The following is a 24,575-nucleotide window of genomic DNA, read 5'->3' on the forward strand; positions in this document are numbered from 1 at the left end:
TGAAGCGCATGGAAACGAAGGGCTTTTTGGACCCGGTCTGGTACACGGAAGTGGTGCCCGGCGATGAGGTTGAGGATGAACACACCGAAGCTGCGCGGCAGTGTCTGGTCCGTATGGGAACGTGTCCCTGCTGACGTGGTCGAGAAGGCGCAGGGCAAAGCGGTTCCGGTAACGATAGGTGGCGAACAGGACAAGATCCTGCTGACGACCCACGCCAAGAAATCGCTTGGGACCAAGGACAAGGGGGAAGCCAAGTTGCGTTACCACGAGGTGTCGGTTGCTCTGCAGCGCTTCTACGAGGGACTGAGAAACGGTCCACAGATGATCACCGAAAGGCAGGCAGCGGCACTCGCGGGGGACTACTACCGCTCACTGGTTCAGCAGTACGGGGACAACCCCGGTGATCCCGAGCGGTGGGAGACGGCAATGGATCCCCTCGTTGAAGTTGCGGATGAGGAGGCCGACATCAGCCACAACCAGCGTGGGAAGCTTCTGGAACGGCTGCACGGTGCTGAGGCTGATCGCTGGCTCGGGGAGCGCGGCATGACGGTAGACGGCTCTTCGCGCGATCTGCTCCTGACCGAGTTCAACCGTGCGGCACTGGATGCCTGCGAGACGCTGCGCAAGCGGGCTGTGGGTGACTGGACGCAAGATACCAAGGCTGATCGTTTCCCGTCTTGGATGCCACCTACAGCGGCCAAGGGCGCGGCACCTGCGGTAGCCCAACAGAAGACGGGCGTGACGGGTGAGGTCAGCGGAGGCACATCGAACAGTCTGCTCACGCTGCACGGTATATGGGAAGAGCAACACGAGAAGAGCGGCGGAAGGCTCAAGGGGCGCAGGGGGCCGAGGATGATGGTCGAAGCTTTCATCGCCTACGCTGGCCACTCGGACGCCACCCGCATCACGTATATTCAAGCGCAGGCATGGGCTTCTTCTCTCCGAGACGGCGAGAAGCCAAAGGCGGCAAGGACCGTCAACGACACGTACGTGGCCCACCTCAAGGCGATCCTGAACCAGCCGGAAGCTAAACGGATGCTGGGCGGGGGCAATCCTTTCAGTGGGGTTTCCGTCAAGGCTGAGAAGAAGACCAAGCTCCGGTCCCAAGGGTTCACGTCGGAGGAAGCAGTGAAAGTTCTACGCGCGGCTATGGCGGTGTCCTTGGAGGGCAAGCGAAGCACCGAGCAGAAGGCCAAGTCGAGGCGATGGCTTCCGCCGATGCTTGCCCATACCGGGGCCAGGGTTGGCGAACTCGCACAGTTGCGGAAAGACGACTTGAAGCAGACCGGAGAGGTTTGCTGGCTGAGGCTCACGCCAGAGGCAGGCAGCGTCAAGTCAGGGATTTACCGCGATGTTCCTCTTCATCCCCAGCTTGTGGTATGGGGGCTGGTCGAGTGGATCAAGGGTTCGCCCGATGGGCCGCTTTTCTACAGCCCCAGCGGCAAGGGACGGGATGCCGATCTTGCGCGGCGGGACAAGTGCAATCAGCACACTGCCGATCTGGTGCGGGAGGCGGGGGTCTCGGACATTGCCCAGCCTAACCACGGTTGGCGGCACAGGTGGAAGACCGTAGCGCGTAGCTGCGGTATCGGCAGCGACTGGCAGAGGGCGATACAGGGCCATAGTGGTGGAGCGGTGGATTACGACTATGGCGAGTTCGAGATCGAACCCAAGTTCGAGATGATCTCCAAGATGCCGTGGTATCAGTTGTAGGGCGATTTTGCTGGGCGAAGAGAAGGTGGCGACTCGCGCGATGCGCTGAGAGACTCTGGGAGGGCGCAGGAGGGGCCATTCCACCTTTGCGGTTGGGTGGGTAGCCCAGCGCTTTGGTGAGTCTGTAGGGCGCTCCTGTGGGCTCTAAGGGGCGGCATATTACCCCACCCATATAGAGAGGAGGAACGTTCTTCCTCTCGGACGCTGACCGGCGTTCAAAAAAGCCCACAACCCACAGGAACTTCCCATGACGACCCCAAAAACCCTCTCGGCAGGGATGATACGCCGTGACTACGACTTCGCATTCCGTGACCTGAGCAGCACCCACGTTGCCGCACTGGTGGCGACAATCAAGCGAGGAACCACCCTCGACCCGATATTGGTCTGGCGAGAACGAGACCCCCAAGGCAAGCCCTCAGGCTGCATGGTGCTGCTTGATGGGGCGCATCGGATGGCAGCTTACCGCCAGACTCGGAAGAACCGCAGCATCCCTGCTGTGATCTTCGAGGGCAGCCGGGTGGAAGCCATGTTGGAGGCCGTGGGGCGGAATGCCAGAGCGGTGCTGCCCATGACCACGACCGAACGGATGAACGCTGCTTGGCGGTTGGTGTGGGAGTTCGACCCTCCTGCGCTTTCCATCGCGGAGACCTCTCGTGCATCGGGCGTGGGAACCACACAAGTGAAGAAGATGCGGAAGAGGAAGAAGGTTATGCAAGCAGTGGAAGCTGTGGAGACCGAGTTCACCGGGAGGTGGAGCCACGACCGGAAGGACCGGGACGGAGGTGAAGCCCCCGAGCGGATGAGTGACGCGGCGCGACGCAAGCAGGTCGAGGTGATGGCCGAGGCACTCCGCAAGACCGCAGGGATGTGGCCAAAGAAAGACCGGGAATTGTTCGCGGATGCACTGGAGACCGCTTTCGGCTACCACCTTCGAGAAGTCGCGGAATACCTCTACGAGTTCGATTGGGAACGAGAAGCGGATGGCTTCGAGCGCTGCCCCGTGACGGGCGCGGACGGGGATGAAGGACCGCACTTCGGGCCACAAGAAGAACCCGACTTCTGACGAGTTGAGGGGTCAGCCTGGGTAGACACTCATTGGGTGGACGTTCTGTCCAGGCTGGCCCCATGGCCCCATTGAAAACAAAGAATCTTTTCTGTGGGTTCGTGCGGTTCCGGGAAGGGATCGTCTACGGATGTTTTGCCGCAGGAATCCGAGACGGCAATCTGTCATATGCGGAACCCCGAGTTCCCCCCGGTAAGGCCCCTCGAATGGCTCAGGCAGGGCCAAGGATGCGCCCAGTGCGGGCCAGCGTTCGTTCTCAACGAGTTGGAGCGAGAGATGTCAGTAAGTGAAAGCCACGGGGGTGCTCGCTTGCCGCTCAGCCGTGGGCGTACACCTCATCAAGTCAGCTTGACGGTACTCAGTGCTGGTCGTAACACTCACAACCAACGTTGACGATTGCAACAAAGGTGCGGTGATGAAGAAGTACGTGACCTACAGGCGCGTGAGCACGGCGGAACAAGGCCGCAGCGGGTTGGGGCTGGACGCGCAGGACCGGGACATCAAGCTGTTCCTCGAAACCTACAGCGATACCCCGCTCGAAGTGGTGGGCGAGTTCTTGGACGTGTTGAGCGGCAAGGACGATGATCGCCCACAACTGGCGAAAGCCATCGAGATGGCCAAGCGATTGGGAGCAGAGCTTCTGGTCTCGAAGCTTGACCGCCTGTCGCGACGCGTGTCCTTCATCGCGAACCTGATGGAAGACCCCAAGCTGTCCCTGCGGGTGGCTCAGATGCCATACGCTGATAAGTTCCAGTTGCACATCTACGCGGCCCTTGCTGAACAGGAACGTGAATTCATCAGCAAGAGGACAAGCGCAGCGCTGGCAGCGGCAAAGGATCGAGGCGTGAAGCTAGGTGGCATGCGAGATGCCACGATGAAGCGAAACAAGGTCGTCAAGGCGAACGCCCAGCGCCGAGCCGACAAGGTTGCTGGTCTGATCATCCCACTTCGAGAAGCTGGCCGAACGCTGAGGGAGATCGCAGGAGAACTGAACAACGCCGGGGTCAAGACCGCGCGGGGTGGAGCGTGGCAAGCGTCACAGGTCAAGCGGATACTGGAGAGGTTGGAGGCTGCTGCCTAACGGGTGATAATGCGTTTTCGTGTAGCCACGCGGCTGTGCGTTGAAGAGTCGAAAAGGCGAGCGGGCAGGCTAGACACGCGGCATCACTTCTTTCGCGGCGCGGCGACTTCCATCAGCGGCGTCTGCATCACGCTGCATTCGTCTGATTCGTCGCCATCGCGAGTGATGAATTGGGCCGCCTCATCTTCAGACCGCTCACCGACTGGTACAGGATCACCCGCCCATCCACACTCTGAGCACCTCGGCCTTTCGAAGAGCACCTCTGGATATTCTGAGTTCGAGCCTTCTTCTGGAAAGAGGCGATGCGAGTCACAAACCGGGCATTCCTCGGGTACACCTCGTAGGTACCTCACGCAAATCGATGTCGCCATACCAATCGCATAAGAAACAGCGCTCGTAGCGACTTCGGCATCCACCCACTTTCCAGACTGTGAATGTGTCAGCCAGTTCACATAGACCCACGTCTCTTTCAGCGTCGTTTTGATGAGACGCCGCCGCTCCCGGTTGTTGGCCCCCTCAAGAAACGAGTCGAATATCTTGTCAACCCACAACACAAAGTTCGAGCGTTGTGGCTTGTCCTCTGCTGGCCACTCGCGTGTGTCCTGAGCGGCGTGAACAAACGCGAGAAGGTTCTCTCGACATCGAACACCTATTGCCCGAAAAGCACCGGGGTCATTGGCCTGCGAAAGCGCGAGGTCGCATTCCTGGATAGCGTTCAGAACACTTGTGAAAGGCCGCACCCGCTCGATGTCTGCCTGTTTTAGGTCGTTGCGGGGGATACGTAGGCAGAGGCCCACATGAAAGGTGAGCGCTAGGTCCAAGTTCGGGAACTGGTTCTGAGAGTAGAGGTTCGTCGGGTTTGTTATTACCCACCACCGGCCATCACTGGCGTGAATGTCCCAAACAGCATGGGTGTGATCCATGACAGCTTCCGCGTAGAGTTTTTGCGCGAACGTTACTTCCGTTCCATCAGGCGACTGATCGAGAAAGTAGTCGACGACCTCTTTTTTTTCCTCTTCTGTGAAGCCGATCATTGGTGCTCTCCGTTGCGGGCAGTTGTTGTCTTACCTGCCATCATGTCGACCGCCACTGTGGCACAAATGGGAAAAAGTTAATCAGGAAATCAGTTGCTCTGGTATACGGAACTAGTACACGCGGGGCGAACCGAAACGGAAAAATGCCAATGGATTCAGTGACGCAGCCTGCGTTAAGCCATGTCTCCCCCACGCCACCATCACATCTTTTCCGCCACTTGTCCGCGCGCGGTTTCCTCCCGTGACGTGCCTTATCCTGCATCATGTGGTCAATGCGGCGACCAAGTGCGCCCGAGTTTTCCAGACAGGGTAAAAATTCGTCCGAATTCAGGCACTATAGTGCAAATTCGCGGTATTCGAGGCGCTCTTCTTTCAGGTTCTGTGGGCGGCCGGAGGGCGTCGGATCGCCAGTCGATGTCTCGCGATCTGACCCGAGGGCGGTGGCCGTCTGAACTGCGTGACCTACCGGTTTCAGTCTCATCTCGCGGCAAGCGGCGGCATTGCCTTTAAAGATAAGACATTGCGATTGCTAAAAAATCTGTGTTCGGCGCTGGTGTGGATGCCGTGCAACAGGTTTTATGGCCCGGACGAGATCGGGGCTCGGGCGGGCGGCGTCGGAGAGGTTTCGCGCATAATGAGAAACATGCAGGAAAGTTACAAAACCGGGTGACAACTTTGCCGGAAGCCCTTAGCAATTTCACAGGTAAAAACGAGTCAGAGCCCGCGTGGAGGCGGCGCAACTGGCCACCTTGGGAGGATCCAAATGACCGTTTCACGCAAGACGTTCCTGAACATGGCCGCGGGCGCCGCGCTGGCTTTGGGGCTTGGTGCCGCGCCGGCACTGGCGCAGGAAGTGACCCTGCGCATGCACCAGTTCCTGCCGCCGCAGGCCAACGTGCCGAAGCTCGTGCTCGACGTCTGGGCCGACAAGGTCGAGGCCGACAGCGACGGGCGTATCAAGGTCGAACGCTACCCCTCGATGCAGCTGGGCGGCACCCCGCCCGAATTGATGGACCAGGCGATCGACGGCGTGGCCGACATCGTCTGGACCGTCGTCGGCTACACGCCCGGCCGCTACCCGTCGACGGAAGTCTTCGAACTGCCCTTCATGATGACAGACGCCCGGGCCGCCTCGCGCGCCTATTGGCAGATGTTCGAAAAGCACATGAAGGATACCGAGTTCAAGGATGTGCACATCCTCGGGACCTGGGTCCACGGGCCCGGGCTGATCCATGCCAACAAGGAAGTCCGCACCCCGGACGACATGCAAGGCCTGAAGATCCGCGGCGGCTCGCGCCTGGTCAATTCGCTGCTCGAAAAGACCGGCGCGACCCCGGTCGGGATGCCGGTTCCGGCGATCCCCGAGGGCCTGTCGAAGGGCGTCATCGACGGCACGACGATCCCGTGGGAAGTGACCACGGCGCTCAAGGTGCCCGAGCTCGTTTCGCACCACACCGAGTTCACCGGTAACGCGCTTTATGTGCTGACCTTCGTGCTGGCGATGAACAAGGACCGCTACGACAGCCTGCCCGATGACCTCAAGAAAGTCATCGACGACAATTCGGGCGAGGAATTCTCGGTCTTTGCAGGTGGAACGCAGGCGGATGCCGACGGTCCGGCGCGCAAGGTGGCCGAGGATCGCGGCAACACCATCGTGACGCTCAACGAAGAGGAGACCCAGGTCTGGATCGACGCGTCGCAGCCGATCTACGACGAGTGGGTTGCCGACATGGAAGGCAAGGGCATCGACGGTCAGGCGCTGATCGACGAGGCCCGTTCGCTGATCGACCAGTACACCGAGTAAGCGAAACGCCGGCGGTGCCGCACCCCGCGCGGGGCGGTGCCGCCGGTTTCTTGCAGGAGCGCGCCGCGCCATGCACCGTCTCATGACATTTCTCGCCAGGACGACGGCGCTGGCAGGGGGGCTGGTGCTGATGGGGCTGGTGATCCTGACGACGCTGTCGATCATCGGGCGCACGCTGAACAAGGTTCTGCACGGTCCCGGCATCCAAGAAAACTTCGGCGGTATCGCGCAGGCCCTGCTGGCCACCGGGGTCGGCGAGATCCAGGGCAACTACGAACTTCTCGAGGCCGGGGTCGCATTTGCCATCTTCTCGTTCTTCCCGATCTGCCAGCTGCATGGCGCGCATGCCACGGTAGACGTGTTCACATCCTTCCTGCCACGCCGCGCGACACGCTTCATCGCTGCATTCTGGGAAATCGTGCTCACCGCGGTACTGATCCTGCTCAGCTGGCGGCTCTACGAGGGCATGTTGCGCTACGTTAACAACGGCGAGACGACACTCTTCCTGCAGTTCCCGGTCTGGTGGGCCTATGCCGCCAGTTTCGCCGCATCGGTCGTCACCTGCATCGTCGCCGTCTACTGCGCCGTCGCGCGCGTCGGCGAGGCCGTGATGGACCGGACGATTCTGCCTAGCCACTAGGAACCCGCGCGTGAGCAACCTCGAACTCGGATTCTGGTCCTTCCCCGTCCTGCTGGTGATGATTTTCCTGCGCGCGCCTATCGGGCTTGCCATGATGCTCTGCGGCTTCGGCGGCTGGTACATGGCAATGGGCGGCAACCCGACACCGCTGCTGGCCAAGCTAAAGTCCGAGACCTACACGACGTTTTCCAGCTACTCGCTGTCGATCATCCCGATGTTCCTGCTGATGGGCCAGTTCGCGACCCTGTCGGGCATGTCCTCAGCACTCTTCAAGGCTGCCGAGAGCTTTCTGGGGCATCGCCGCGGCGGTGTCGCGATGGCCGCGGTCGGTGCCTGTGCGGGCTTCGGCGCGATCTGCGGCTCATCGCTGGCGACGGCGGCCACCATGTCGCGCGTGGCCCTGCCGGAACTGCGGCGCTACGGCTATTCGGGCGGCTTCTCGACCGCGACGCTTGCCGCCGGTGGCACGCTGGGCATCCTGATCCCGCCTTCGGTGATCCTGGTGATCTACGCGATCCTGACCGAACAGAACATCGCCAAGCTGTTCCTCGCGGCCTTCATTCCCGGCATCCTCGCCGCGGTGGGATACATGCTGACGATCTCGATCTACGTCCGGCTTTATTCGGACGCCGCCGGCACCCGTGCGCCGCAGCCGATGTCGGAACGCTGGGCGGCACTGGGTGCGACATGGCCGGTGCTGGTGATCTTCGCGCTGGTGGTGGGCGGCATCTATCTCGGCTGGTTCACCCCGACCGAAGGCTCGGCGATCGGGGCCGCGGGCACCGGCATCGTCGCGCTGCTTTCTGGCAGCCTCAACTGGAAGGTCTTCGCCGAGAGCCTGCTCGGCACCGCCAAGACGACCGCGATGATCTTCTTCATCGTCCTTGGCGCGGCGTTCTACAACGGGTTCCTCGCCCTGTCCGGCGTGCCGCAATTCCTGGCCGACTGGGTGCTGACGCAAGGCTTCTCGCCCTGGCTCGTGCTGTCGATCGTGCTGATCTTCTATCTCGTCTTCGGCTGCCTGATGGACAGCCTGTCGATGATCCTGCTGACGGTGCCGATCTTCTTCCCGGTGATCTCGGCGATGGATTTCGGCATGACGCCCGAACATGTCGCGATCTGGTTCGGCATCCTCGTGCTGATCGTGGTCGAGGTCGGGCTGATCACTCCGCCGGTGGGCATGAACCTTTTCATCATCAACGCGATGGATCGCAATACGCCGATCACCGAGACCTACAAGGCGGTCATGTTCTTCGTGGGCTCCGACATCCTGCGCGTGATCCTGCTTGTGCTCTTTCCGGCGATCACGCTGTTCCTGATCCCCTGACGGCGCGTCGGGGTGCCGGTTGAAGTGCATTAAATTGCATCAATCGCAGCAACTTATTGCGAGGATCGGCGAAAGATGCAGGATAAAGCAGGCTCGACCGCGAGCCTGGGGAGGACCGTATGACAGCCAGAGCGGACAATGCCGCCAGCCATTTCGTCGACCGTCATGTCGTGGAGGGGCGGGGCGACAAGACGGCCTATCGCGAGGCAGGGGGCAGCCGCAGCCTGAGCTATGCCGCGCTGGCCGACGGCGCATCCCGCCTCGCAGGCGCGTTGACGCGGGCCGGCATCCGACCCGAGGAACGCGCCGCGATGCTGGTCCTCGACACCATCGAGTTCCCGCAGATCTTCTTCGGCGCGCTCAAGGCCGGCGTCATCCCTGTGCCATTGAACACCCTGCTTGCAGCGCCGGTCTATGACGCCATCCTGCGCGACAGCCGCGCGGCGATCCTGTTCGTCTCGGCGCCGCTTCTCGACACGATCGCCCCGGTTCTCGCGGACAACCCTCATCTTCGACAGGTGGTCGTGATCGGCGAAGTGGCCGTGCCGGACGGCGCGCAGGGCTACACCGGTTTCGCCGACGGGGCCGAATTGTCCGAGACCGCGCCCGCCTCGCCGGACGAGGTTGCCTTCTGGCTTTATTCCTCCGGTTCGACCGGTGCGCCCAAGGGCGTGCATCACGTCCATTCGAGCCTGCGCGCCACGGCGGACACCTACGGGGCGGAAGTCTTGGGCATCCGCGAGGAGGACACGGTGCTCTCGGCGGCCAAGCTCTTTTTCGCTTATGGGCTTGGAAACGCCATGACCTTTCCGCTGTCGGTCGGCGCGACCTCGATCCTGTTTCCCGGCCGGCCGACGCCCGGCGACATGCTCTCCGTGATCCGCGACGAGCAGCCGACGATCTTCTGCGGCGTCCCGACGCTCTATGCCGCGATGGTGGCCGAGATGGATCGCGCCGGCGTGCCGGCCTCATCGCTTCGGCGCTGCATCTCCGCCGGCGAGGCACTGCCCGAGGACATCGGCACGCGCTGGCATCGCCACACCGGCGTTCACATCCTCGACGGCGTCGGCTCGACCGAAATGCTGCACATCTTTCTCAGCAACCGCGCCGACGACGTGGTCTACGGCACCTCCGGATTGCCGGTCCCCGGCTACGCGGTGCGGCTGGTGAACGAGGCGGGCGACGAGGTCGGCGACGGCGAGGTTGGTGAGCTGCTGGTCAACGGCGCGTCGGCGGCGGGCGGCTACTGGAACCAGCGCGCGAAATCCCGCGCGACTTTCGAAGGCGTCTGGACCCGTACCGGCGACAAGTACGAACGCCGCCCCGACGGTCGGCTGGTCTACTGCGGGCGCACCGACGACATGTTCAAGGTCTCGGGCATCTGGGTCTCGCCCTTCGAGGTCGAACAGGCGCTGACCAGCCACAAGGCGGTGCTTGAGGCGGCGGTGGTGGCGGCCCGGGACGCCGACGGGCTGGAAAAGCCGAAGGCCTTCATCGTCCTGCAAGGGGCGTCCGAGGAGGGCCTGACGGAGGAACTGCGCGAACACGTCAAGACGCGCATCGGCAAGTGGAAGTATCCGCGCTGGATCGAGGTCGTCGAGGACCTGCCGAAGACCGCCACCGGCAAGATCCAGCGCTTCAAGCTGAGGGAACAAAGCTGATGGAGTGGACCGCCGAACCGCAAGACCGGCTGAGCGTCAACGGCACGGCCCTGGAATACGCCTGTTTCGGCCCGCCACCGGCGGAGGCACCCACGCTGGTCCTGCTGCACGAGGGGCTGGGCTGCGTCGCCTTGTGGCGCGACTTTCCGCGGCGGCTGGCAGAGGCGACGGGACTCGGTGTGTTGGTCTATTCCCGCGCGGGCTACGGTGCGTCCGACCCGGTCGAGCTGCCGCGGCCGCTCGATTATATGACGCGCGAGGCGTGCGACGTTCTGGGCCCGCTGATGGATGCGGCCGGGATCCGGCAGGCGGTGCTTCTGGGCCACTCCGACGGGGCGACGATCGCCGCGATCTATGCCGGGTCGGTCAGCGACATGCGGGTGCGCGGGCTCGTGCTGATCGCGCCGCATTTCTTCACCGAACCGGACGGTCTGGCCGAGATCCGCGCCGCGGGCGAGGCCTATGCTTCGGGAGACCTGAAGGACAAGCTGTCCGCCTATCACTCGGAACCCGACGTGGCCTTCAACGGATGGCACGACGCCTGGACTGATCCCGCCTTCGAAAGCTGGAACGTGGCCGACAGCATCGACCACTGGCGTGTGCCCGCTCTCGTCGTGCAGGGCGATGCCGATCCTTACGGCACGTTGGCACAGGTGCGCGAGGTTGAACACCGGATCTACGCGCCGGTCGAAACGCTGATCCTGGAAGGCGCGAAGCATTCTCCGCATCTCGAACGCAAGGAGGCGGTCGTGGCGGGCATCGCCGAATTTTGCGCGACACTTCTGCGGCTGGAACGACAGGAGGTGGCGCTTGCATGACGCGCTGCCACCCCATGCCCACGTTCCGGGCGTCAATACGCGCCATCCGGACGACCGCTTCGACGCGCTGAAGGCAAGCGTCCAGGGTGTGCCGCTGGAGGAGTTGCACGTGACGGCGGCCTTTGAGGCCGGGTTGGCATGGCTCGATGCCGGCTACTATTGGGAAAGCCACGAGGTGCTGGAGGCGGTGTGGCTGCGCACGCCCGACCCCAGCCCCGAGCGCGAAATGGTCCAGGCGCTGATCCAGCTTGCCAACGCGCGGCTCAAGCAGCGCATGGGACGCCCGAACGCGGTGCGCCGGTTGTGCGGCATGGTCGCCGATCACCTTGCGGCCTGTCCGACCGACAGAGTGATTCTCGGGCTTCGTGCGAAGGAGGTAGAAGACTGGTTGGCCGAGACGCAAAACTCGAAAAAAGAGTATTATAATGCATTAAATTGGCGTGAAGCAGCGCGATAGGTGGGTATCTTAGGCGCGAGATATGAACTATAGTTCATCGAAACAGCGGTGCCAGTCGGGTACCGCCGGGAGGAACACACGTGACCAAGCGCATTGATTTCCAGGTCGACCCGACGTCGATGAGACACTGGAAGGTGGAGTACGACGGACCCGTGGCATGGCTGTCGATGGACGTCGACGAGAAAGGCGGGCTGTTCGACGGATACGAGCTCAAGCTCAATTCCTACGACCTCGGGGTCGACATCGAGCTTGCCGATGTCGTTCAGCGCATGCGTTTCGAGCACCCGGAGGTGAAGGTCGTGGTGATGCGCTCGGCCAAGGACAAGGTGTTCTGCGCCGGAGCCAACATCCGCATGCTTGGCGGCGCGGCGCACGCTCACAAGGTCAACTTCTGCAAGTTCACCAACGAGACCCGCAACACCTTCGAGGCGGCGCTGGCCGACTCGGGCCAGAACTACATCTGCGCGGTCAAGGGCTCCTGCGCGGGCGGCGGGTACGAGCTGGCGCTTGCCTGCAACCACATCATGCTGACCGACGACAGCACCTCCTCGGTGGCGCTGCCCGAGGTGCCGCTGCTGGCGGTGCTGCCCGGCACCGGCGGGCTGACGCGGGTCACTGACAAGCGCAAGGTGCGGCGCGACCTCGCGGACGTGTTCTGCTCGGTCGAGGAAGGGGTGAAGGGCAAGCGCGCCAAGGAGTGGCGGCTCGTCGACGAGGTGATCCCGAACTCGAAGTTCGACGAGGTGGTGGCCGAGCGGGCCCGGGAATTCGCTGCGCAGTCCGACAAGCCGGACGTGGAGAAGGGCATCGAATTGACCCCGCTGTCGCGCAGCTTTGCCGAGGACGGCGTGACCTATTCCAGCGTGGAGGTCGAGATCGACCGTGCCGGGCGTCGGGCGACGATCATGATCAAGGGACCGGACGAGGACGCGCCCGCGGACATGGACGCCTTCACCGCACAAGGGGCGGAGGCCTGGATGCTGCGCTGCGCGCGCGAGCTTGACGATGCGATCCTGCACCTGCGCAGCAACGAGGACGAGATCGGGCTGATCGCTTTCCAGACCCAGGGCGACCCGGAGCAGGTGATCGCGCATGAAGCGCTGCTGCTCGACAACGCGGATCACTGGCTGGCGAACGAGGTTCTGGCCTACTGGAAGCGGGTGCTGAAGCGTGTCGACATGACCTCGCGCAGTCTCGTGGCCATCGTCGAACACGGCTCGTGCTTCGCGGGGGTGCTGGCCGAACTGCTCTGGTCCGTCGACCGCAGCTACATGATGCTCGAGGAATTCGACGGCGACAATCGGCACATGGCGACCGTGACCCTGTCCGACGCCAACTTCGGGCGCTACCCGATGGGCAATGACCTGTCGCGTCTGGCCACGCGGTTTCTCGCAGAGCCCGAACATCTCGACACGCTGAAGGGCAGGGTGGGCGAGGCTCTCGAGGCCGAAGACGCCGAGGAGTTGGGCCTCGTGACCTACGCCCATGACGACATCGACTGGGAGGACGAGGTCCGTCTTTTCATGGAAGAGCGCGCCAGCTTCTCGCCCGACGCGATGACGGGGATGGAGGCGAACCTGCGCTTTGCCGGTCCCGAGACGATGGAGACGCGCATCTTTGGGCGGCTCACCGCCTGGCAGAACTGGATTTTCCAGCGACCGAACGCCGTCGGGCCGGACGGGGCGCTGCAGCGCTACGGCACCGGCCAGCGCGGCGATTACAACATGCAGCGGGTCTGAGGCGCCGCCGGAAGGAGGAGAGGATGGCCGCAGAGACGATCGACGCCTACCACGCTGCGCAGACCGGCGGCGACCGGGCAATCTGCGCGCGCCTGCGCGCCGAGATCGACGCGGGCCTGCCCAAGGCCGAGGCGAAGATCTGGCACGCCCATCCGGTCTGGTTCCTCAACGGCAACCCGATCGTCGGCTATTCCAAGCTCAAGACCTGCGTCCGCCTGCTGTTCTGGTCCGGGCAATCCTTCGACACGCCGGGCCTGAAACCCGAAGGCAAGTTCAAGGCGGCAGAGGCGCGCTACACCGATGCCGCCGAGATCGACGCGGGCGCGCTGCAAGGCTGGCTGGCCGACGCGCGGCGCATCCAATGGGACTACAAGAACATCGTGAAACGCAAGGGCGAGCTGGTCCGGCTTTCCTGAGACAACCCGAAACATGCGGGCCATTGGGTCCGTTCATGAGGAGATAGAGATGCTCGACCTGATCAACGTCAGCTACGACACGCAGATTCCCAACAACGTGAACCTCAGCTCCGACAAGAAGGTGCTGAAGGCGCTCGAGAAATGGCACCCGGGCTACATCAACTGGTGGAACGACCTGATACCGCAGCAATTCCAGGAAAGCATGGTCTACCTGCGGACCGCTGTCTCCGTCGATCCCAAGGGCTGGGCCAAGTTCGACTATGTGAAGATGCCGGAATACCGTTGGGGCGTGTTGCTGGCCCCGCAGGTCGAGGATCGCACCATTCCCTGCGGCGAGCACTTCGGCGAACCGGCCTGGCAGGAGGTGCCGGGCGAATACCGGAACATGCTCAAGCGCCTGATCGTGATCCAGGGCGACACCGAGCCGGGCTCGGTCGAGCAGCAGCGTTTCCTCGGGCTGACAGCGCCCTCGCTTTATGACATGCGCAACCTTTTCCAGGTCAACGTCGAGGAGGGCCGTCACCTTTGGGCGATGGTCTACCTGCTGCAGAAGTACTTCGGCCGTGACGGGCGCGAGGAGGCAGACGACCTGCTGGTGCGCTCCTCGGGGTCCGACGAGGCGCCGCGCATGCTGGGCGCGTTCAACGAGGAGACGCCGGACTGGCTGTCGTTCTTCATGTTCACCTACTTCACCGACCGCGATGGCAAGATGCAGCTCGAGTCGCTGGCACAATCGGGCTTCGATCCGCTGAGTCGGACCTGCCGCTTCATGCTGACCGAAGAGGCACACCACATGTTCGTGGGCGAAACCGGCGTCGGGCGCACGATCCAGGCCACGGTCGAGGCGATGAACAAGGCCGGGATCACCGATCCCAACGACATCAACAAGGTGCGTGACCTGGGTGTGATCGACCTGCCGACGATCCAGAAAAAGCTGAACCTGCACTACACGCTATCGCTCGATCTCTTTGGGCAGGAAGTGTCGACCAACGCCGCCAACGCGTTCAACGCCGGCATCAAGGGTCGGTTCATGGAGCCGCGGATCAAGGATGATCACCAACTCAAGGGGGATACCTACAAGGTCACCTCGATCGTCGATGGCAAGATCCTGACCGAGGACGTACCGGCGCTGACGGCGATCAACATGCGCCTGCGCGACGACTACGTGCGCGATGCCGCCGGCGGCGTGGGCCGCTGGAACAAGATCATCGAGAAGGCCGGTATCGAATTCGAACTCAAGCTGCCGCACGAAGGCTTTCACCGCCAGATCGGCGTGTTCAGCACGGTGGCGGTCGACCCGGCGGGCAACATCGTCTCGCGCGAGGAATGGGACAAGCGCCGCGACGAGTGGCTGCCCACCAAGGCCGACGGCGACTTTATCCAGTCGTTGATGAAGCCGTGCTACGAACCCGGCCAGTACGCCTCGTGGATTGCACCGCCCAAGGTCGGCATCGACAACCAGCCGGGCGATTTCGAATACGTTCAGCTGCACATGGCCTGACCCGTGCCCGGCTGATCCAGATCAACGACCCCCGGCGCGGGCGATGGAACACTCGCCCGCGTCACGCCAGACCGTGACCCAAGGAGGAGATCGGACCATGCAGACCCAGACCGAAACGCGCACCCTGACCAAGATCCTGCCACGGCCCGATTGTCTCGGCTGTGTCGACTGCAAGGGCTACTGCCGCGACATCCTCGAGATGACCTTCGTGCCCGACCAGGTCCTGCATCGCTCCGACACGCATACATGACAGCACCGATCAAGCAGCACCTGATCGACCCCGAAATCTGCATCCGCTGTTACACCTGCGAGATGACCTGCCCGATCGAGGCGATCCAGCACGACGACACCAACGTCGTGGTGGACCCCGAGATCTGCAATCATTGCATGGACTGCATCCCGGTCTGCCCGACCGGGTCCATCGACGAGTGGCGCGTTGTCGAAACGCCCTATTCTCTGGACGAGCAGTATTCCTGGGACGAACTGCCCGAGCAGGCCGACATCGCGACACCGGATGCCGATGACGACGGGATCGAGGCGCATGACGCCGCCGTGGCCCAGCTGTTGGCAGAGGCGCACAAGGGCGCGGGCGGCAAGGCCAAGGCGCCCGCGACGGCCTCCAAGCCCACCATCAACCTCTACACGCTGGGCAAGCCGGCGACCGCGAAGGTGCAGGGCAACTACCGGCTGACCCATGCTGAAAGCGACAGCGACGTGCGTCATGTCATCCTTGATTTCGGCAGCCTGCCGTTCCCCGTGCTGGAAGGCCAGAGTATCGGGATCATCGCGCCCGGCACCGATGCCGATGGCAAGCCGCACCTGCCTCGGCTCTACTCGGTCTCGAACCCCCGCGACGGCGAGCGGCCGGGGTTCAACAACGTCTCGCTGACCGTGAAGCGGGAAGAGAAGGGCCTGTGCTCGAACTACGTCTGCGATCTGCAGAAGGGCGACGAGGTGCAGGTCACCGGGCCTTTCGGCTCGACCTTCCTGCTGCCTTCGGACCCCGAGGCGCACCTGCTGATGATCTGCACCGGCACGGGCTCGGCCCCGTTCCGCGGTTTCACCATGCGCCGCCAGCGCGAAATGCCGAAATCGAAGGACACACTAACGCTGGTCTTCGGTGCGCGCGGGCCGCGTGACCTGCCCTACTTCGGACCGCTCGGGAAGGTACCGGACAGCTTCATGCGCAAGGAATTTGCCTTCAGCCGGGTGCCGGACGAGCCGAAACACTACGTGCAGGACAAGCTGCGCGAACGCGGTGAGCGGGTCGCCGAACTGCTGCGCGACGACAAGGCGCATGTCTACATCTGCGGGCTGAAAGCGATGGAGCAGGGCGTCGAGGAGGCGTTTCGCGACATCGCGCGCGGCGCCGGGCTGGACTGGAAGGACCTGCGCGACCGGATGCGCGAAGAGGGCCGCTATCACGTCGAGACTTACTGAGCGCGACACGTCGGTGCGTTGACGCTTGCCCGGTGCATCAGCGCTGCATAGGGTATGCATTATTTTTCACATCGAGAGACCGCGATGCGCAGCGATCCCGACCCGACCGACGCTTCGGCGCAACTGATCTCGCGGCTCGCGACGCGGGTGCGGGACGTGCGCAAGGCGCGCGGATTGCCGCGGCGTGTCCTGTCCGAGCTGTCCGGTGTCTCGCCGCGCTATCTCGCGCAGCTCGAGGCCGGCGAGGGGAACGTATCGGTCGTTCTGCTGCAACGTATCGCCGCTGCGCTCGATCTCAGGATCGAAGCCCTGCTGGCCGAGGATCTGCCCTGGGAACGCGACGTGCAGCGCGTGGCCATGCTATACCGCAGCGCGCCCGGTCCGGTGCAGGACAAGGTGCGCGCACTGCTGGCGCCACAGAACCCGGCGGCCTTGCGCGCCGGACGCATCTGCCTTGTCGGGCTGCGCGGGGCGGGCAAGTCGACGCTGGGCCGGATGGCGGGCGAGGCGCTGAACCTGCCGTTCGTCGAGCTCAACCGGGAGATCGAGACCCAGACCGGCATGCCGCTCTCCGAGGTCATGGCCTTCTACGGCCAGGAGGGCTATCGCGCGCTCGAGGCCGAAGCCGTGGCCCGCGTTGTGGCAAGCCACGACCGGCTCGTGCTGGCGGTGGCGGGCGGGATCGTCGAGGACGCCGACACCTATGGCCAGCTTCTCGAACGGTTCCACACGATCTGGATCCGGACCTCCCCCGCCGAACACATGGAGCGGGTCCGCGCGCAGGGCGACCTGCGGCCGATGCAAGGCAACCCGGCGGCGATGGAGCATCTCAAGGGGCTGCTCGCCGCGCGCACGCCGCTCTACGAAAGGGCCGAGGCGCAGGTGAACACCGCGAACCGCACGGTGTCCGCCTCTCTCAACGATCTTCTGAAGGCGATCGCCTCGCACGGATTTCTCGACCGCGTCGGGGCCTGAGCGCAGGACACGAAAAAGGGCCGCGACGATGCGCGGCCCTTCGGTTCGGTCGGGACAGGTTCAGGCGCTCCAGGCCATTCGGGCCGGGTGGTACTCGAACCCGATGTGGTGTCCGGCGCCCAGCAGGCCTTCCTTGGTGTGGTTGTAGAGCGAGCGCCAGTAGGGCTGGATCGTCACCCCTTCGCCCTGCACCAGCGCCTCGCCTTCCTTCATGATCTCGCGCCGTTCGTCGACATCCGCGGTCGCGAGCGCCCTTTCCAGCAGCGCGTCGAAATCCGCGTTCGACCAGCCGAACTCGTTCCAGGCCTCGCCCGAACGGTAGGCCAGCGCCCAGATCTGCACGCCGAGCGGGCGTGCGTTCCAGTTCGTCGAGGAGAACGGATACTTGGTCCAGTCGTTCCAGAAGGTCGAGCCGGGCAGGATCGAACGTTTCACGTTGATGCCCGCGTCGCGCAGCTGGGCCGCCACCGCGTCGGTGGTGTCCTTGCGCCAGGCGTCGTCGATCGAGACGAGCTCGTGCTCGAAATCGCCCATGCCGGCCTCGTCCATCAGCGCCTTGGCGGCCGCCGGATCGACGGTGCGCGGCGGCAGCTCGGCGTATTCGGGATGCATCGGGCCGACGTGGTGGTTCTCGGCGACGATACCGCGTCCGGCGTAGCCAAGCTCGAGCAGCAGGTTGTTGTCGACCGCCATCGCCAGGGCCTGGCGCACGCGCTTGTCCTCGTAGGGCCGTTTGCCATCGACCTCGGCCAGCTGGTTCGGCCGGATCACGATGGTCGAGCCGGAGGCGACGGTGTTCTGCACGAACCCGTCGAGCGTGTCGAAGATGTCGATGAACTCACCCTCGATCGAGTAGGTCGCGTCGATCTCCTCGGCCTCGGCTGCGGCGACGTAAGCCGCCGGATCGGTGCCGTAGTCGATGTATTCCAACCGATCGATGTAGGGGCCGCCATAAACCTCTGTGCCCCACCAGGTGTGATCGGTGTTGCGCACCAGCACGGCCTTGACGCCGACATCGAAGGTCTCGGGCAGGTAGGGCCCAGTTCCGACCGCATTCTCGATCATGTTGTCGGGATCGAAGCCTTCCGGCACGATCGCCGCCGGGTAGTCCGCCATGCCGGGGATCAGCGTGATGTCGGGACGCGGCAGGGACAGCTTGACCGTGTGGTCGTCGACCACCTCGATCGCGCCCTCGATGGCGGTGCCGCTGGCCTCGTCGATCAGCGTGGCAAAGCGCCCGGCCATCGAGTTGCCTTCCAGGCTCTTGTCGCACCAGCGCTCGATGTTGCGGGCAACGTCGGCGGCGGTGAATGCGGAGCCGTCGTTCCAGGTCACGCCCTGGCGGACGTTCAGCGTGTACTCGGTGGCGTCGTCGTTGATTTCCCAGCTTTCCAGCAGCGCCGGGGTGAACGAGCCGTCGTTTTCCCAGATCGCGAGGTACTCCAGCCAGCCGCGGCTGACATTGCCCATCTCGGACCAGTCGTAGGTGCGCGGGTCCTTGAGCGCCTTGACCAGCATCTGCATGCGCACGGTGCCGCCCTCGCTGGGCGTGCCCTGGGCATGCGCGGGCTGAGGCAGGCCGAGCATCGCATAGGCCGTCGCGCTGGTCGCGCCGAATGCGCTGGCGAGTGCGATGAACTCGCGGCGGCTCATCGCGTCACGCCCGACTTTACTGGCCGAGTCCACCACGGACTTCGGCAGCGGTTTTCCGGTGCGGGTCAGAAATGTCATGATCTTCCTCTCTGTTGGTGCGGAATTCCGGTTCCGCATTCCCGGGCAGGCAGCCCGGCAGGTGATGCAGTTTTTCTGCGTTCTTCCGTGATCTTGGCGCGAAGTGTCCAAGACGCGGGGGACCGCGTCAAGACCGCCGGTCGCACCGGGGTCGCGGCGGTGCGCGCACAGGGCCGTGAGGGCGGCTCCCTCAGGACCGGTCGAATGGCCGCACCGCCCGGAATCTGCCGCTCCTGCGGACCTGCGTGTCGCAGACGGGCAAGACCCCTGCGTCAACGGACGATCGCTCGGTCCTTCACGCAGCGGTGTTCCGCGACACCCAGGATTGCCGCGGTTCGCTACGCGATCTGGTCCGCGCCATGGTGCGCGCGAAATTGCTGCCATAGGTGGCAGGCAAGAGAATCAGTCCTGCGTCGCACCCGCCGGGATTTGCCCGCTTCGCGGTTGGCCGTCGCTTGGGCGACTCTCGTCCAGAGCGCGCGCAGGGGCTTTGGCCGTGCCGAAGTACCGCGCGAGAAACCCGTAGAACCACGCCGCCTGCGCGGCGTCGTGGCGCAGCATCAGCGCGGTCTGCGCGTCGCGGTCCTGCGCCCCGGGCCGGCCGTAGGTTTCCGTGCCCGCCGCCTGCCACCGCCGGAAGCCTTCGATCGTCACTTCCGGATGGAACTGCAGCCCGGTGACGTGCGGCCCGATCGCGAAGGCCTGATTCTCGAACGCGGCGCTGCGCGCGAGATGGGTGGCGCCGGCAGGCAGGTCGAAAGTATGGAAATGCCATTGCGTGAAATGCAGCGGATGCGGCAAGAAGTCCTTTCCGGCCTCCGTGGGCGACACCTCGTAATACCCGAATTCGTAGCGCCCATCGGCGAGTGGGCCTGTGCCGGCCCCGTGCGCCCTGGCAATCATCTGCGCACCCTGGCAGATGCCCAGCAGGGGCAGGCCGGCGGCGAGAGTCTCCTCGATCAGGCGGTACTCCGCCCGAAGAAACGGATTTTCCGAAACGGAATCGGCATTGTAGTTGCCGCCGTAAAGAACCACGCCCGCAACATCTTCCGCGATCGACCCCGCGTCCTCGCCGCGCCAGGGGTTCCGCGTATCTGGCGCGAAGCCCTCGATTTGGCAGAAGGTCGTCACGCGGTCGTCGGTCGGCTCGGGGCCGTGTCGGATGAGCAGGATGCGCCGTTGCATGGTGTCTCCTCGTGGATCGGGCCGGGGCCGGTTGGGCCTATGGTCGATCGCCACGCTCTCAGACTTGTCCGGGACCTGCAACGACACTGTGCGGTCAGGAAGCGGTTGCCGTTCCAGTCCGGTCGCGCGTATCAGGCGGCATGTGCCGTCGCCACCTTCTTGCCGCTCCATTTCTTTGCCCGGCCGGGAATGCCGTCTGCCGACGGTACGTGCAACCATGAGCGATCACCTGCGCGGTCTGATCATTACCGTGTTCGGCGTGCTTTTCGTCGTGCCGGATTCGCTTTTCGTGCGGCTGATCGACGCCGATGCGGTGACCATCGCCTTCTGGCGGTGCCTGATCGCCGGCGGCGGTCTGGGTCTGGCGATCCTGCTGACGCGCGGAACCAGGCCCTTTCGCGCGGTCCTTGCCACCGGCATCCACGGGCTGATCTTCATGGTCGGCACCGGGGCAAGCGGCGCCCTGTTCGTGTTCGCGGTCAGCCTGACGTCGGTCGCCAACGTCGTCTTCATCATCGCCACGATGCCGCTGTTCGCGAGCCTGTTCAGCCGGGTCTTTCTCGGCGAGCCGATCAGCCGCCGGATGTGGCTCACGATGGCCGCGGTCGCGGCCGGACTCGCGGTGATCGCCTACGGTTCGGGCGAGACCGCCAACGCAAGCCTTGCAGGGGACGCGCTGGCGGTCTGCGTCGCGGCGCTGTTCGCCGGAGGGCTGACGGCGGCCCGCCATGTCCGCCATGTGTCGATGGTGCCGGGCGTGGCGATGGCGCTCGTGGCCGGGGCGTTGGTCCTGCTGCCCGTCGCGGCGCCCTTTTCGGTTGTGCCGAGCCAGGCGCCGCTGGTGCTCGGGCACGGGGCTTTCATCCTGTTCAGCTCGATGCTGCTGGCGCTGGGTCCGCGCTACATCGCCTCGGCCGAGGTAGCGCTGCTGATCCTGCTCGAATCCGTTCTGGCCCCTCTGCTGGCATGGACGGTGATCGGCGAGGATCCGGGCAGATATGCGCTGGTCGGCGGTGCCATCGTGGTCAGCGCGCTTTTCGTGTCGAACCTGGTGGTGTTGCGCCGGCGTCGCGCCCCGGCCGCGTCCGGCTAGAACTTCGCCGAAACGCCCGGCAGTTCGAGCGCCTTGACCAGATCCCGCAGCTCCTGCCGCGCGGCGATGTTGGAGATGTTGAGCTGCTTGACGCCGATGTCGCGCAGATCGAGCAGGGTCAGCCCGCGCGGGAACAGTTCGCGGAAAATGACGCGCTCGCTGAAGCCCGGTGCAATGCGGAAGCCGATGCGCTTGGACAGGTTGCCGATGGCGCGTTCCATCTTCTCCTTGTTGACCATGCGCTGCGCCCCCATCCGGTTGCGCACGACGATCCAGTCGATGGGCGCGAGGCCGGCCTGCGCGCGCAGTTGTCGCGCGTTCCAGACCATTTCGGAATAGACCGACGGCCCGAGGATCTTCTCGCCGGTGTTGTCGATGCGTGCGAGCAGGTCGAAGTCGACGAAACTGTCGTTGAGCGGCGTGATCAGCGTGTCGGCGAGCGAATGCGCAACCTGGCTCAGCCGTGTGTGCGAGCCGGGGCAGTCGATCAGGATGAAGTCGTTGTGCGGCTCGAGCTCGGCCATCGCGGCGGACAGGCGGTGGTCGTAGATGTTCTCGCCGGGCTGAAGCTGGTCGGGCGAGATCTCGGGCAGCTCGTGCACGGTCGGGCTGGGCAGGTCCAGCTCGGCCTTGTCGAGAAACTCGACGCGGTTCTCACAGTAACGTCCGAAGGTGCGCTGGCGCAGGTCGAGGTCGAGGGCGCTGATCCTGTGGCCCATCCGCGCGAGCGCCGTCGCCACATGCATCGAGACCGTCGATTTCCCGGCTCCGCCCTTTTCGTTGCCCACGACGATGATGTGCGCCATGCCCGTCCCCTCGTCCGCCCACTGTCCCGCAGCGGTTCATTGGCGCCCACTATATGTTGTGGCCGCTACCTTGGAAAGCGGTGAAGCCCTTTGCGGCCGCCATAAAGCGTTTCCGTGTCGCCCGGGTCGCGCCCCGGACGCACTGGGGCGTCTAGGCGTTCTCTGTCCTTGGCTAGAGGCCGCGACGCACCAACGCGTCGAGCGCTTCGCGCAGAGGGGCGAGTTGCTCTGCGTAGCGACACCATCCGGTGTCGCGCGCAGGATCGACCGCGCGGCGGACCTGGTCGGCACTTGCCGTCAGGATCGGGCGGGTGATGTCGGTCGTGACAAGCGTCTCGTCCGGGTCCGGGATGCCGCAGGCGCGGCGCAGCGCAAGTGCTGTCTCGAACGGGTCACGGATCAGCGCGCCGAAATCGGCGGTCACGATGCGCTCTGCTTCGCTGGCCTGGAAATGCGCGACGAGATCGCGGGCCAGCGCCTGGTAGCAGGCGATGTCGCCGAGATCATAGGCAAAGCCGTTGCCCGGGCCGCCGAAGCACTGGCGGTAGAGCGACCAGCCCAGGGCCATCTCGTCCCGCTGCATCACCACGATCCGGGCTTCGGGCAGGGCGGCGCACAAGAACCCGATCCAGCGGAAGTTGAGCGGCATCTTGTCGATCACCGTGGCGTGCCCACCGGCGTATTCGGCAAGCCGGTGGCGCAGGATGCGCTGGAGATCGAGAATTTCGTCGACGCTCAGACAGGATCGGCTGTTTTCTTTCAGCGTGCGCAAGATCGGCGCGATGGCGGTCTTGACCAGTGCCAGTTCGCCCGCCGGGCGCACGTCGGCGCCGTGGCTCAATATCTGTTCGGTCAGCGTGGTGCCCGAGCGCGGCAGCCCGGTGACGAAGATTGGCGTGACTTGCGGATCGCCCATCGGTGCGCGCGGCAGGCGCAAGGTCTTGAGCCAGGCGAAAAGCGCCGCGTCCCGGGTCACGTCATAGCCGAGGCGCGCCTTGCGCAGCGCATTCCCCTCTGCCAGATGGTCGAAGGCGCGCGTGTGATCGCCGAGTTGATCGAGCGCATTGAACAGCGCGAATTTCAGGTGTGCCCGGTCATCTGGGTCCGTGGTGCGGTCCAGCAGCTTCTCCATCCGGGCGATGCGCGGATCGTCCGGGCCGGTGAAGGCGGCGATCTCCGACAGGTTGCGGTGCAGGACGGCGCTGTCGGGATGCAGGGCAAGGGCGGCCTCGTAATGCGCCAGCGCCTCGTCGCGGCGTCCGAGGGCGCGGGCGAGGATGGCCAGGTCGTTCAATGTCGCCGCGTTCTCAGGATCGAGGCGTATCGCGGTTCCGAAAGCCGCCTGCGCATTGTCGGCATCGCCCGAAGCCAGAGCGACGCGGCCCTGCAGGGTCAGGGCGGCGGGATGCTCGGGGGCGATGGCAAGTGCGCGCGCGACGGCCCTTCGCGCCGCGTCCGGCTGGCCGCAGTCAAGCTGGCAGGCGGCGAGATCGAGCCAGTGTGCCACGCAGTCAGGGGCCAGCGCGGTTGCCCGTCCGAAGGCGGCCGTCGCGCGGTTTGGCCGGCCGGCGGCGCGCAGGGCGCGCCCTTTTGCGGACCAGAGTTCCGCGGTTTCCTGCGCAGGCAGCGCGCGGTCGTAGACCCGCACGGCGGCTTCGGGTCGGCCCAGCCGGAGATGGCAGGCGCCCATGATCTCGATCAGGGCCGGATGCAGCGGGCCGCCGTCGGTGTCGAGCCGTTCGGCAAGGCGCAGCGCCTCGTCCCAGTGACCCTGCCGGAACGAGGCGGCGACCGCGTCAAGCCGGTCCTGCGGCAGGCTTTCGATGGCGTCGCGCTCAAGCGCTGCCAGACCGGACCGCGCGCGGGTATTCGCGGGAAACCGCGATATCACTGCCTCGTAGAGACCGGCCGCACCGGCCATGTCGCCGCGCCGGCGCAGGCGTTCGGCCTGGGACAGCAGGATTCGGGCCGGAGGCGTCTGCTTGTTCACGAAGGAACGGCCTTTCTGTGCGCGTCGTCTTTTCTGCACTCTGGCCATGTTTCCTTACCAAACCCTTGAAACGAAAACAGGCGCGGAGAGGTCTCCGCGCC

The 24,575-nt window shown here is 64.4% G+C and carries 21 protein-coding genes; 16 read left to right on the plus strand and 5 right to left on the minus strand.

The features are described 5' to 3' along the window. The first annotated feature begins 75 nt into the window (after nt 1-75). The 3 genes from R5H30_RS04700 (at nt 76) to R5H30_RS04710 (ending at nt 3,857) form a co-directional block, all read left to right on the plus strand. Nucleotides 76-1,713, plus strand: a complete 1,638-nt coding sequence (locus R5H30_RS04700) for a DUF6538 domain-containing protein (protein ID WP_318326892.1) — start codon at nt 76-78, stop codon at nt 1,711-1,713. Nucleotides 1,714-1,960: 247 nt separating this feature from the next. Further along, nucleotides 1,961-2,776 carry a ParB N-terminal domain-containing protein gene (locus R5H30_RS04705; RefSeq protein ID WP_318326893.1) on the plus strand — a complete coding sequence of 272 codons (816 nt, stop codon included), beginning with the start codon at nt 1,961-1,963 and terminating at the stop codon, nt 2,774-2,776. Nucleotides 2,777-3,191: 415 nt separating this feature from the next. After that, on the plus strand, nt 3,192-3,857 hold the full coding sequence (locus R5H30_RS04710) for a recombinase family protein (protein WP_318326894.1): 666 nt from the start codon (nt 3,192-3,194) through the stop codon (nt 3,855-3,857). Nucleotides 3,858-3,940: 83 nt separating this feature from the next. Here the strand turns inward: R5H30_RS04710 and R5H30_RS04715 are convergent, their stop codons facing one another. Further along, nucleotides 3,941-4,891 (minus strand): hypothetical protein, encoded by a 951-nt coding sequence (locus R5H30_RS04715; protein ID WP_318326895.1) that lies wholly within the window; start codon nt 4,889-4,891, stop codon nt 3,941-3,943. A gap of 763 nt (nt 4,892-5,654) precedes the next feature. On the opposite strand from R5H30_RS04715, the gene R5H30_RS04720 reads away from it, so the two are divergent. The 12 genes from R5H30_RS04720 (at nt 5,655) to R5H30_RS04775 (ending at nt 17,669) form a co-directional block, all read left to right on the plus strand. Then, nucleotides 5,655-6,695 carry a TRAP transporter substrate-binding protein gene (locus R5H30_RS04720; RefSeq protein ID WP_318326896.1) on the plus strand — a complete coding sequence of 347 codons (1,041 nt, stop codon included), beginning with the start codon at nt 5,655-5,657 and terminating at the stop codon, nt 6,693-6,695. Nucleotides 6,696-6,765: 70 nt separating this feature from the next. Continuing rightward, the gene (locus R5H30_RS04725; RefSeq protein WP_318326897.1) at nt 6,766-7,335 is read left to right on the plus strand and encodes a TRAP transporter small permease; all 570 of its coding nucleotides are present in this window, start codon (nt 6,766-6,768) and stop codon (nt 7,333-7,335) included. A 10-nt stretch (nt 7,336-7,345) separates the two neighbouring features. After that, entirely contained in the window at nt 7,346-8,662 is a 1,317-nt protein-coding gene (locus tag R5H30_RS04730; protein WP_318326898.1) for a TRAP transporter large permease, read from the plus strand. Nucleotides 8,663-8,781: 119 nt separating this feature from the next. Then, nucleotides 8,782-10,323 (plus strand): benzoate-CoA ligase family protein, encoded by a 1,542-nt coding sequence (locus R5H30_RS04735; RefSeq protein WP_318326899.1) that lies wholly within the window; start codon nt 8,782-8,784, stop codon nt 10,321-10,323. Then, on the plus strand, nt 10,323-11,141 hold the full coding sequence (locus tag R5H30_RS04740; RefSeq protein WP_318326901.1) for an alpha/beta fold hydrolase: 819 nt from the start codon (nt 10,323-10,325) through the stop codon (nt 11,139-11,141). Before R5H30_RS04735 ends, R5H30_RS04740 begins: the two co-directional genes overlap by 1 nt. Next, nucleotides 11,134-11,598, plus strand: coding sequence for a DUF309 domain-containing protein (locus R5H30_RS04745; protein WP_318326902.1), 465 nt, complete (start codon nt 11,134-11,136; stop codon nt 11,596-11,598). The genes R5H30_RS04740 and R5H30_RS04745 overlap by 8 nt, the downstream gene beginning before the upstream one ends. An 80-nt stretch (nt 11,599-11,678) precedes the next feature. Continuing rightward, nucleotides 11,679-13,337 (plus strand): 2,3-epoxybenzoyl-CoA dihydrolase, encoded by a 1,659-nt coding sequence (gene boxC / locus R5H30_RS04750; protein WP_318326903.1) that lies wholly within the window; start codon nt 11,679-11,681, stop codon nt 13,335-13,337. 23 nt (nt 13,338-13,360) lie between these two features. After that, on the plus strand, nt 13,361-13,753 hold the full coding sequence (locus R5H30_RS04755) for a DUF1801 domain-containing protein (protein WP_318326904.1): 393 nt from the start codon (nt 13,361-13,363) through the stop codon (nt 13,751-13,753). A gap of 49 nt (nt 13,754-13,802) precedes the next feature. After that, nucleotides 13,803-15,254 (plus strand): benzoyl-CoA 2,3-epoxidase subunit BoxB, encoded by a 1,452-nt coding sequence (gene boxB / locus R5H30_RS04760; RefSeq protein WP_318326905.1) that lies wholly within the window; start codon nt 13,803-13,805, stop codon nt 15,252-15,254. Between the two features lie 97 nt (nt 15,255-15,351). Next, the gene (locus tag R5H30_RS04765) at nt 15,352-15,504 is read left to right on the plus strand and encodes a hypothetical protein (protein ID WP_318326906.1); all 153 of its coding nucleotides are present in this window, start codon (nt 15,352-15,354) and stop codon (nt 15,502-15,504) included. Then, complete coding sequence (gene boxA / locus R5H30_RS04770) at nt 15,501-16,694, plus strand: benzoyl-CoA 2,3-epoxidase subunit BoxA (protein WP_318326907.1); 1,194 nt, start codon at nt 15,501-15,503, stop codon at nt 16,692-16,694. Before R5H30_RS04765 ends, boxA begins: the two co-directional genes overlap by 4 nt. Before the next feature lie 84 nt (nt 16,695-16,778). Then, the gene (locus R5H30_RS04775; protein ID WP_318326908.1) at nt 16,779-17,669 is read left to right on the plus strand and encodes a helix-turn-helix transcriptional regulator; all 891 of its coding nucleotides are present in this window, start codon (nt 16,779-16,781) and stop codon (nt 17,667-17,669) included. Nucleotides 17,670-17,729: 60 nt separating this feature from the next. Here the strand turns inward: R5H30_RS04775 and R5H30_RS04780 are convergent, their stop codons facing one another. Together R5H30_RS04780 and R5H30_RS04785 are read right to left on the minus strand one after the other, a co-directional pair. Continuing rightward, the gene (locus R5H30_RS04780; RefSeq protein ID WP_318326909.1) at nt 17,730-19,400 is read right to left on the minus strand and encodes an ABC transporter substrate-binding protein; all 1,671 of its coding nucleotides are present in this window, start codon (nt 19,398-19,400) and stop codon (nt 17,730-17,732) included. A 402-nt stretch (nt 19,401-19,802) separates the two neighbouring features. Further along, the gene (locus R5H30_RS04785; RefSeq protein WP_318326910.1) at nt 19,803-20,585 is read right to left on the minus strand and encodes a glutamine amidotransferase-related protein; all 783 of its coding nucleotides are present in this window, start codon (nt 20,583-20,585) and stop codon (nt 19,803-19,805) included. Nucleotides 20,586-20,802: 217 nt separating this feature from the next. On the opposite strand from R5H30_RS04785, the gene R5H30_RS04790 reads away from it, so the two are divergent. Further along, nucleotides 20,803-21,678: a DMT family transporter gene (locus R5H30_RS04790; protein ID WP_318326911.1), complete on the plus strand. Its 876-nt coding sequence runs from the start codon at nt 20,803-20,805 to the stop codon at nt 21,676-21,678. On the opposite strand, the gene R5H30_RS04795 is transcribed toward R5H30_RS04790, so the two are convergent. Then, complete coding sequence (locus tag R5H30_RS04795) at nt 21,675-22,484, minus strand: division plane positioning ATPase MipZ (protein ID WP_318326912.1); 810 nt, start codon at nt 22,482-22,484, stop codon at nt 21,675-21,677. The genes R5H30_RS04790 and R5H30_RS04795 overlap by 4 nt on opposite strands. Nucleotides 22,485-22,656: 172 nt before the next feature. Beyond that, nucleotides 22,657-24,474: a tetratricopeptide repeat-containing sulfotransferase family protein gene (locus R5H30_RS04800; RefSeq protein WP_318326913.1), complete on the minus strand. Its 1,818-nt coding sequence runs from the start codon at nt 24,472-24,474 to the stop codon at nt 22,657-22,659. Nucleotides 24,475-24,575 lie beyond the last annotated feature (101 nt).

Origin of the sequence: Roseobacter sp. FCG-D35, from assembly GCF_033436665.1 — a bacterium.
GTDB lineage: Bacteria > Pseudomonadota > Alphaproteobacteria > Rhodobacterales > Rhodobacteraceae > JAWQFO01.

Coding starts and splice junctions, on each gene's coding strand:
- boxB (WP_318326905.1), top strand. CDS start 13,803: ATGCTCGACCTGATCAACGTCAGCTACGACACGCAGATTCCCAACAAC.
- R5H30_RS04700 (WP_318326892.1), top strand. CDS start 76: ATGAACACACCGAAGCTGCGCGGCAGTGTCTGGTCCGTATGGGAACGT.
- R5H30_RS04720 (WP_318326896.1), top strand. CDS start 5,655: ATGACCGTTTCACGCAAGACGTTCCTGAACATGGCCGCGGGCGCCGCG.
- R5H30_RS04755 (WP_318326904.1), top strand. CDS start 13,361: ATGGCCGCAGAGACGATCGACGCCTACCACGCTGCGCAGACCGGCGGC.
- R5H30_RS04710 (WP_318326894.1), top strand. CDS start 3,192: ATGAAGAAGTACGTGACCTACAGGCGCGTGAGCACGGCGGAACAAGGC.
- R5H30_RS04705 (WP_318326893.1), top strand. CDS start 1,961: ATGACGACCCCAAAAACCCTCTCGGCAGGGATGATACGCCGTGACTAC.
- R5H30_RS04795 (WP_318326912.1), bottom strand. CDS start 22,484: ATGGCGCACATCATCGTCGTGGGCAACGAAAAGGGCGGAGCCGGGAAA.
- R5H30_RS04715 (WP_318326895.1), bottom strand. CDS start 4,891: ATGATCGGCTTCACAGAAGAGGAAAAAAAAGAGGTCGTCGACTACTTT.
- R5H30_RS04775 (WP_318326908.1), top strand. CDS start 16,779: ATGCGCAGCGATCCCGACCCGACCGACGCTTCGGCGCAACTGATCTCG.
- boxA (WP_318326907.1), top strand. CDS start 15,501: ATGACAGCACCGATCAAGCAGCACCTGATCGACCCCGAAATCTGCATC.
- R5H30_RS04790 (WP_318326911.1), top strand. CDS start 20,803: ATGAGCGATCACCTGCGCGGTCTGATCATTACCGTGTTCGGCGTGCTT.
- R5H30_RS04740 (WP_318326901.1), top strand. CDS start 10,323: ATGGAGTGGACCGCCGAACCGCAAGACCGGCTGAGCGTCAACGGCACG.
- R5H30_RS04780 (WP_318326909.1), bottom strand. CDS start 19,400: ATGACATTTCTGACCCGCACCGGAAAACCGCTGCCGAAGTCCGTGGTG.
- R5H30_RS04765 (WP_318326906.1), top strand. CDS start 15,352: ATGCAGACCCAGACCGAAACGCGCACCCTGACCAAGATCCTGCCACGG.
- R5H30_RS04725 (WP_318326897.1), top strand. CDS start 6,766: ATGCACCGTCTCATGACATTTCTCGCCAGGACGACGGCGCTGGCAGGG.
- R5H30_RS04735 (WP_318326899.1), top strand. CDS start 8,782: ATGACAGCCAGAGCGGACAATGCCGCCAGCCATTTCGTCGACCGTCAT.
- R5H30_RS04785 (WP_318326910.1), bottom strand. CDS start 20,585: ATGCAACGGCGCATCCTGCTCATCCGACACGGCCCCGAGCCGACCGAC.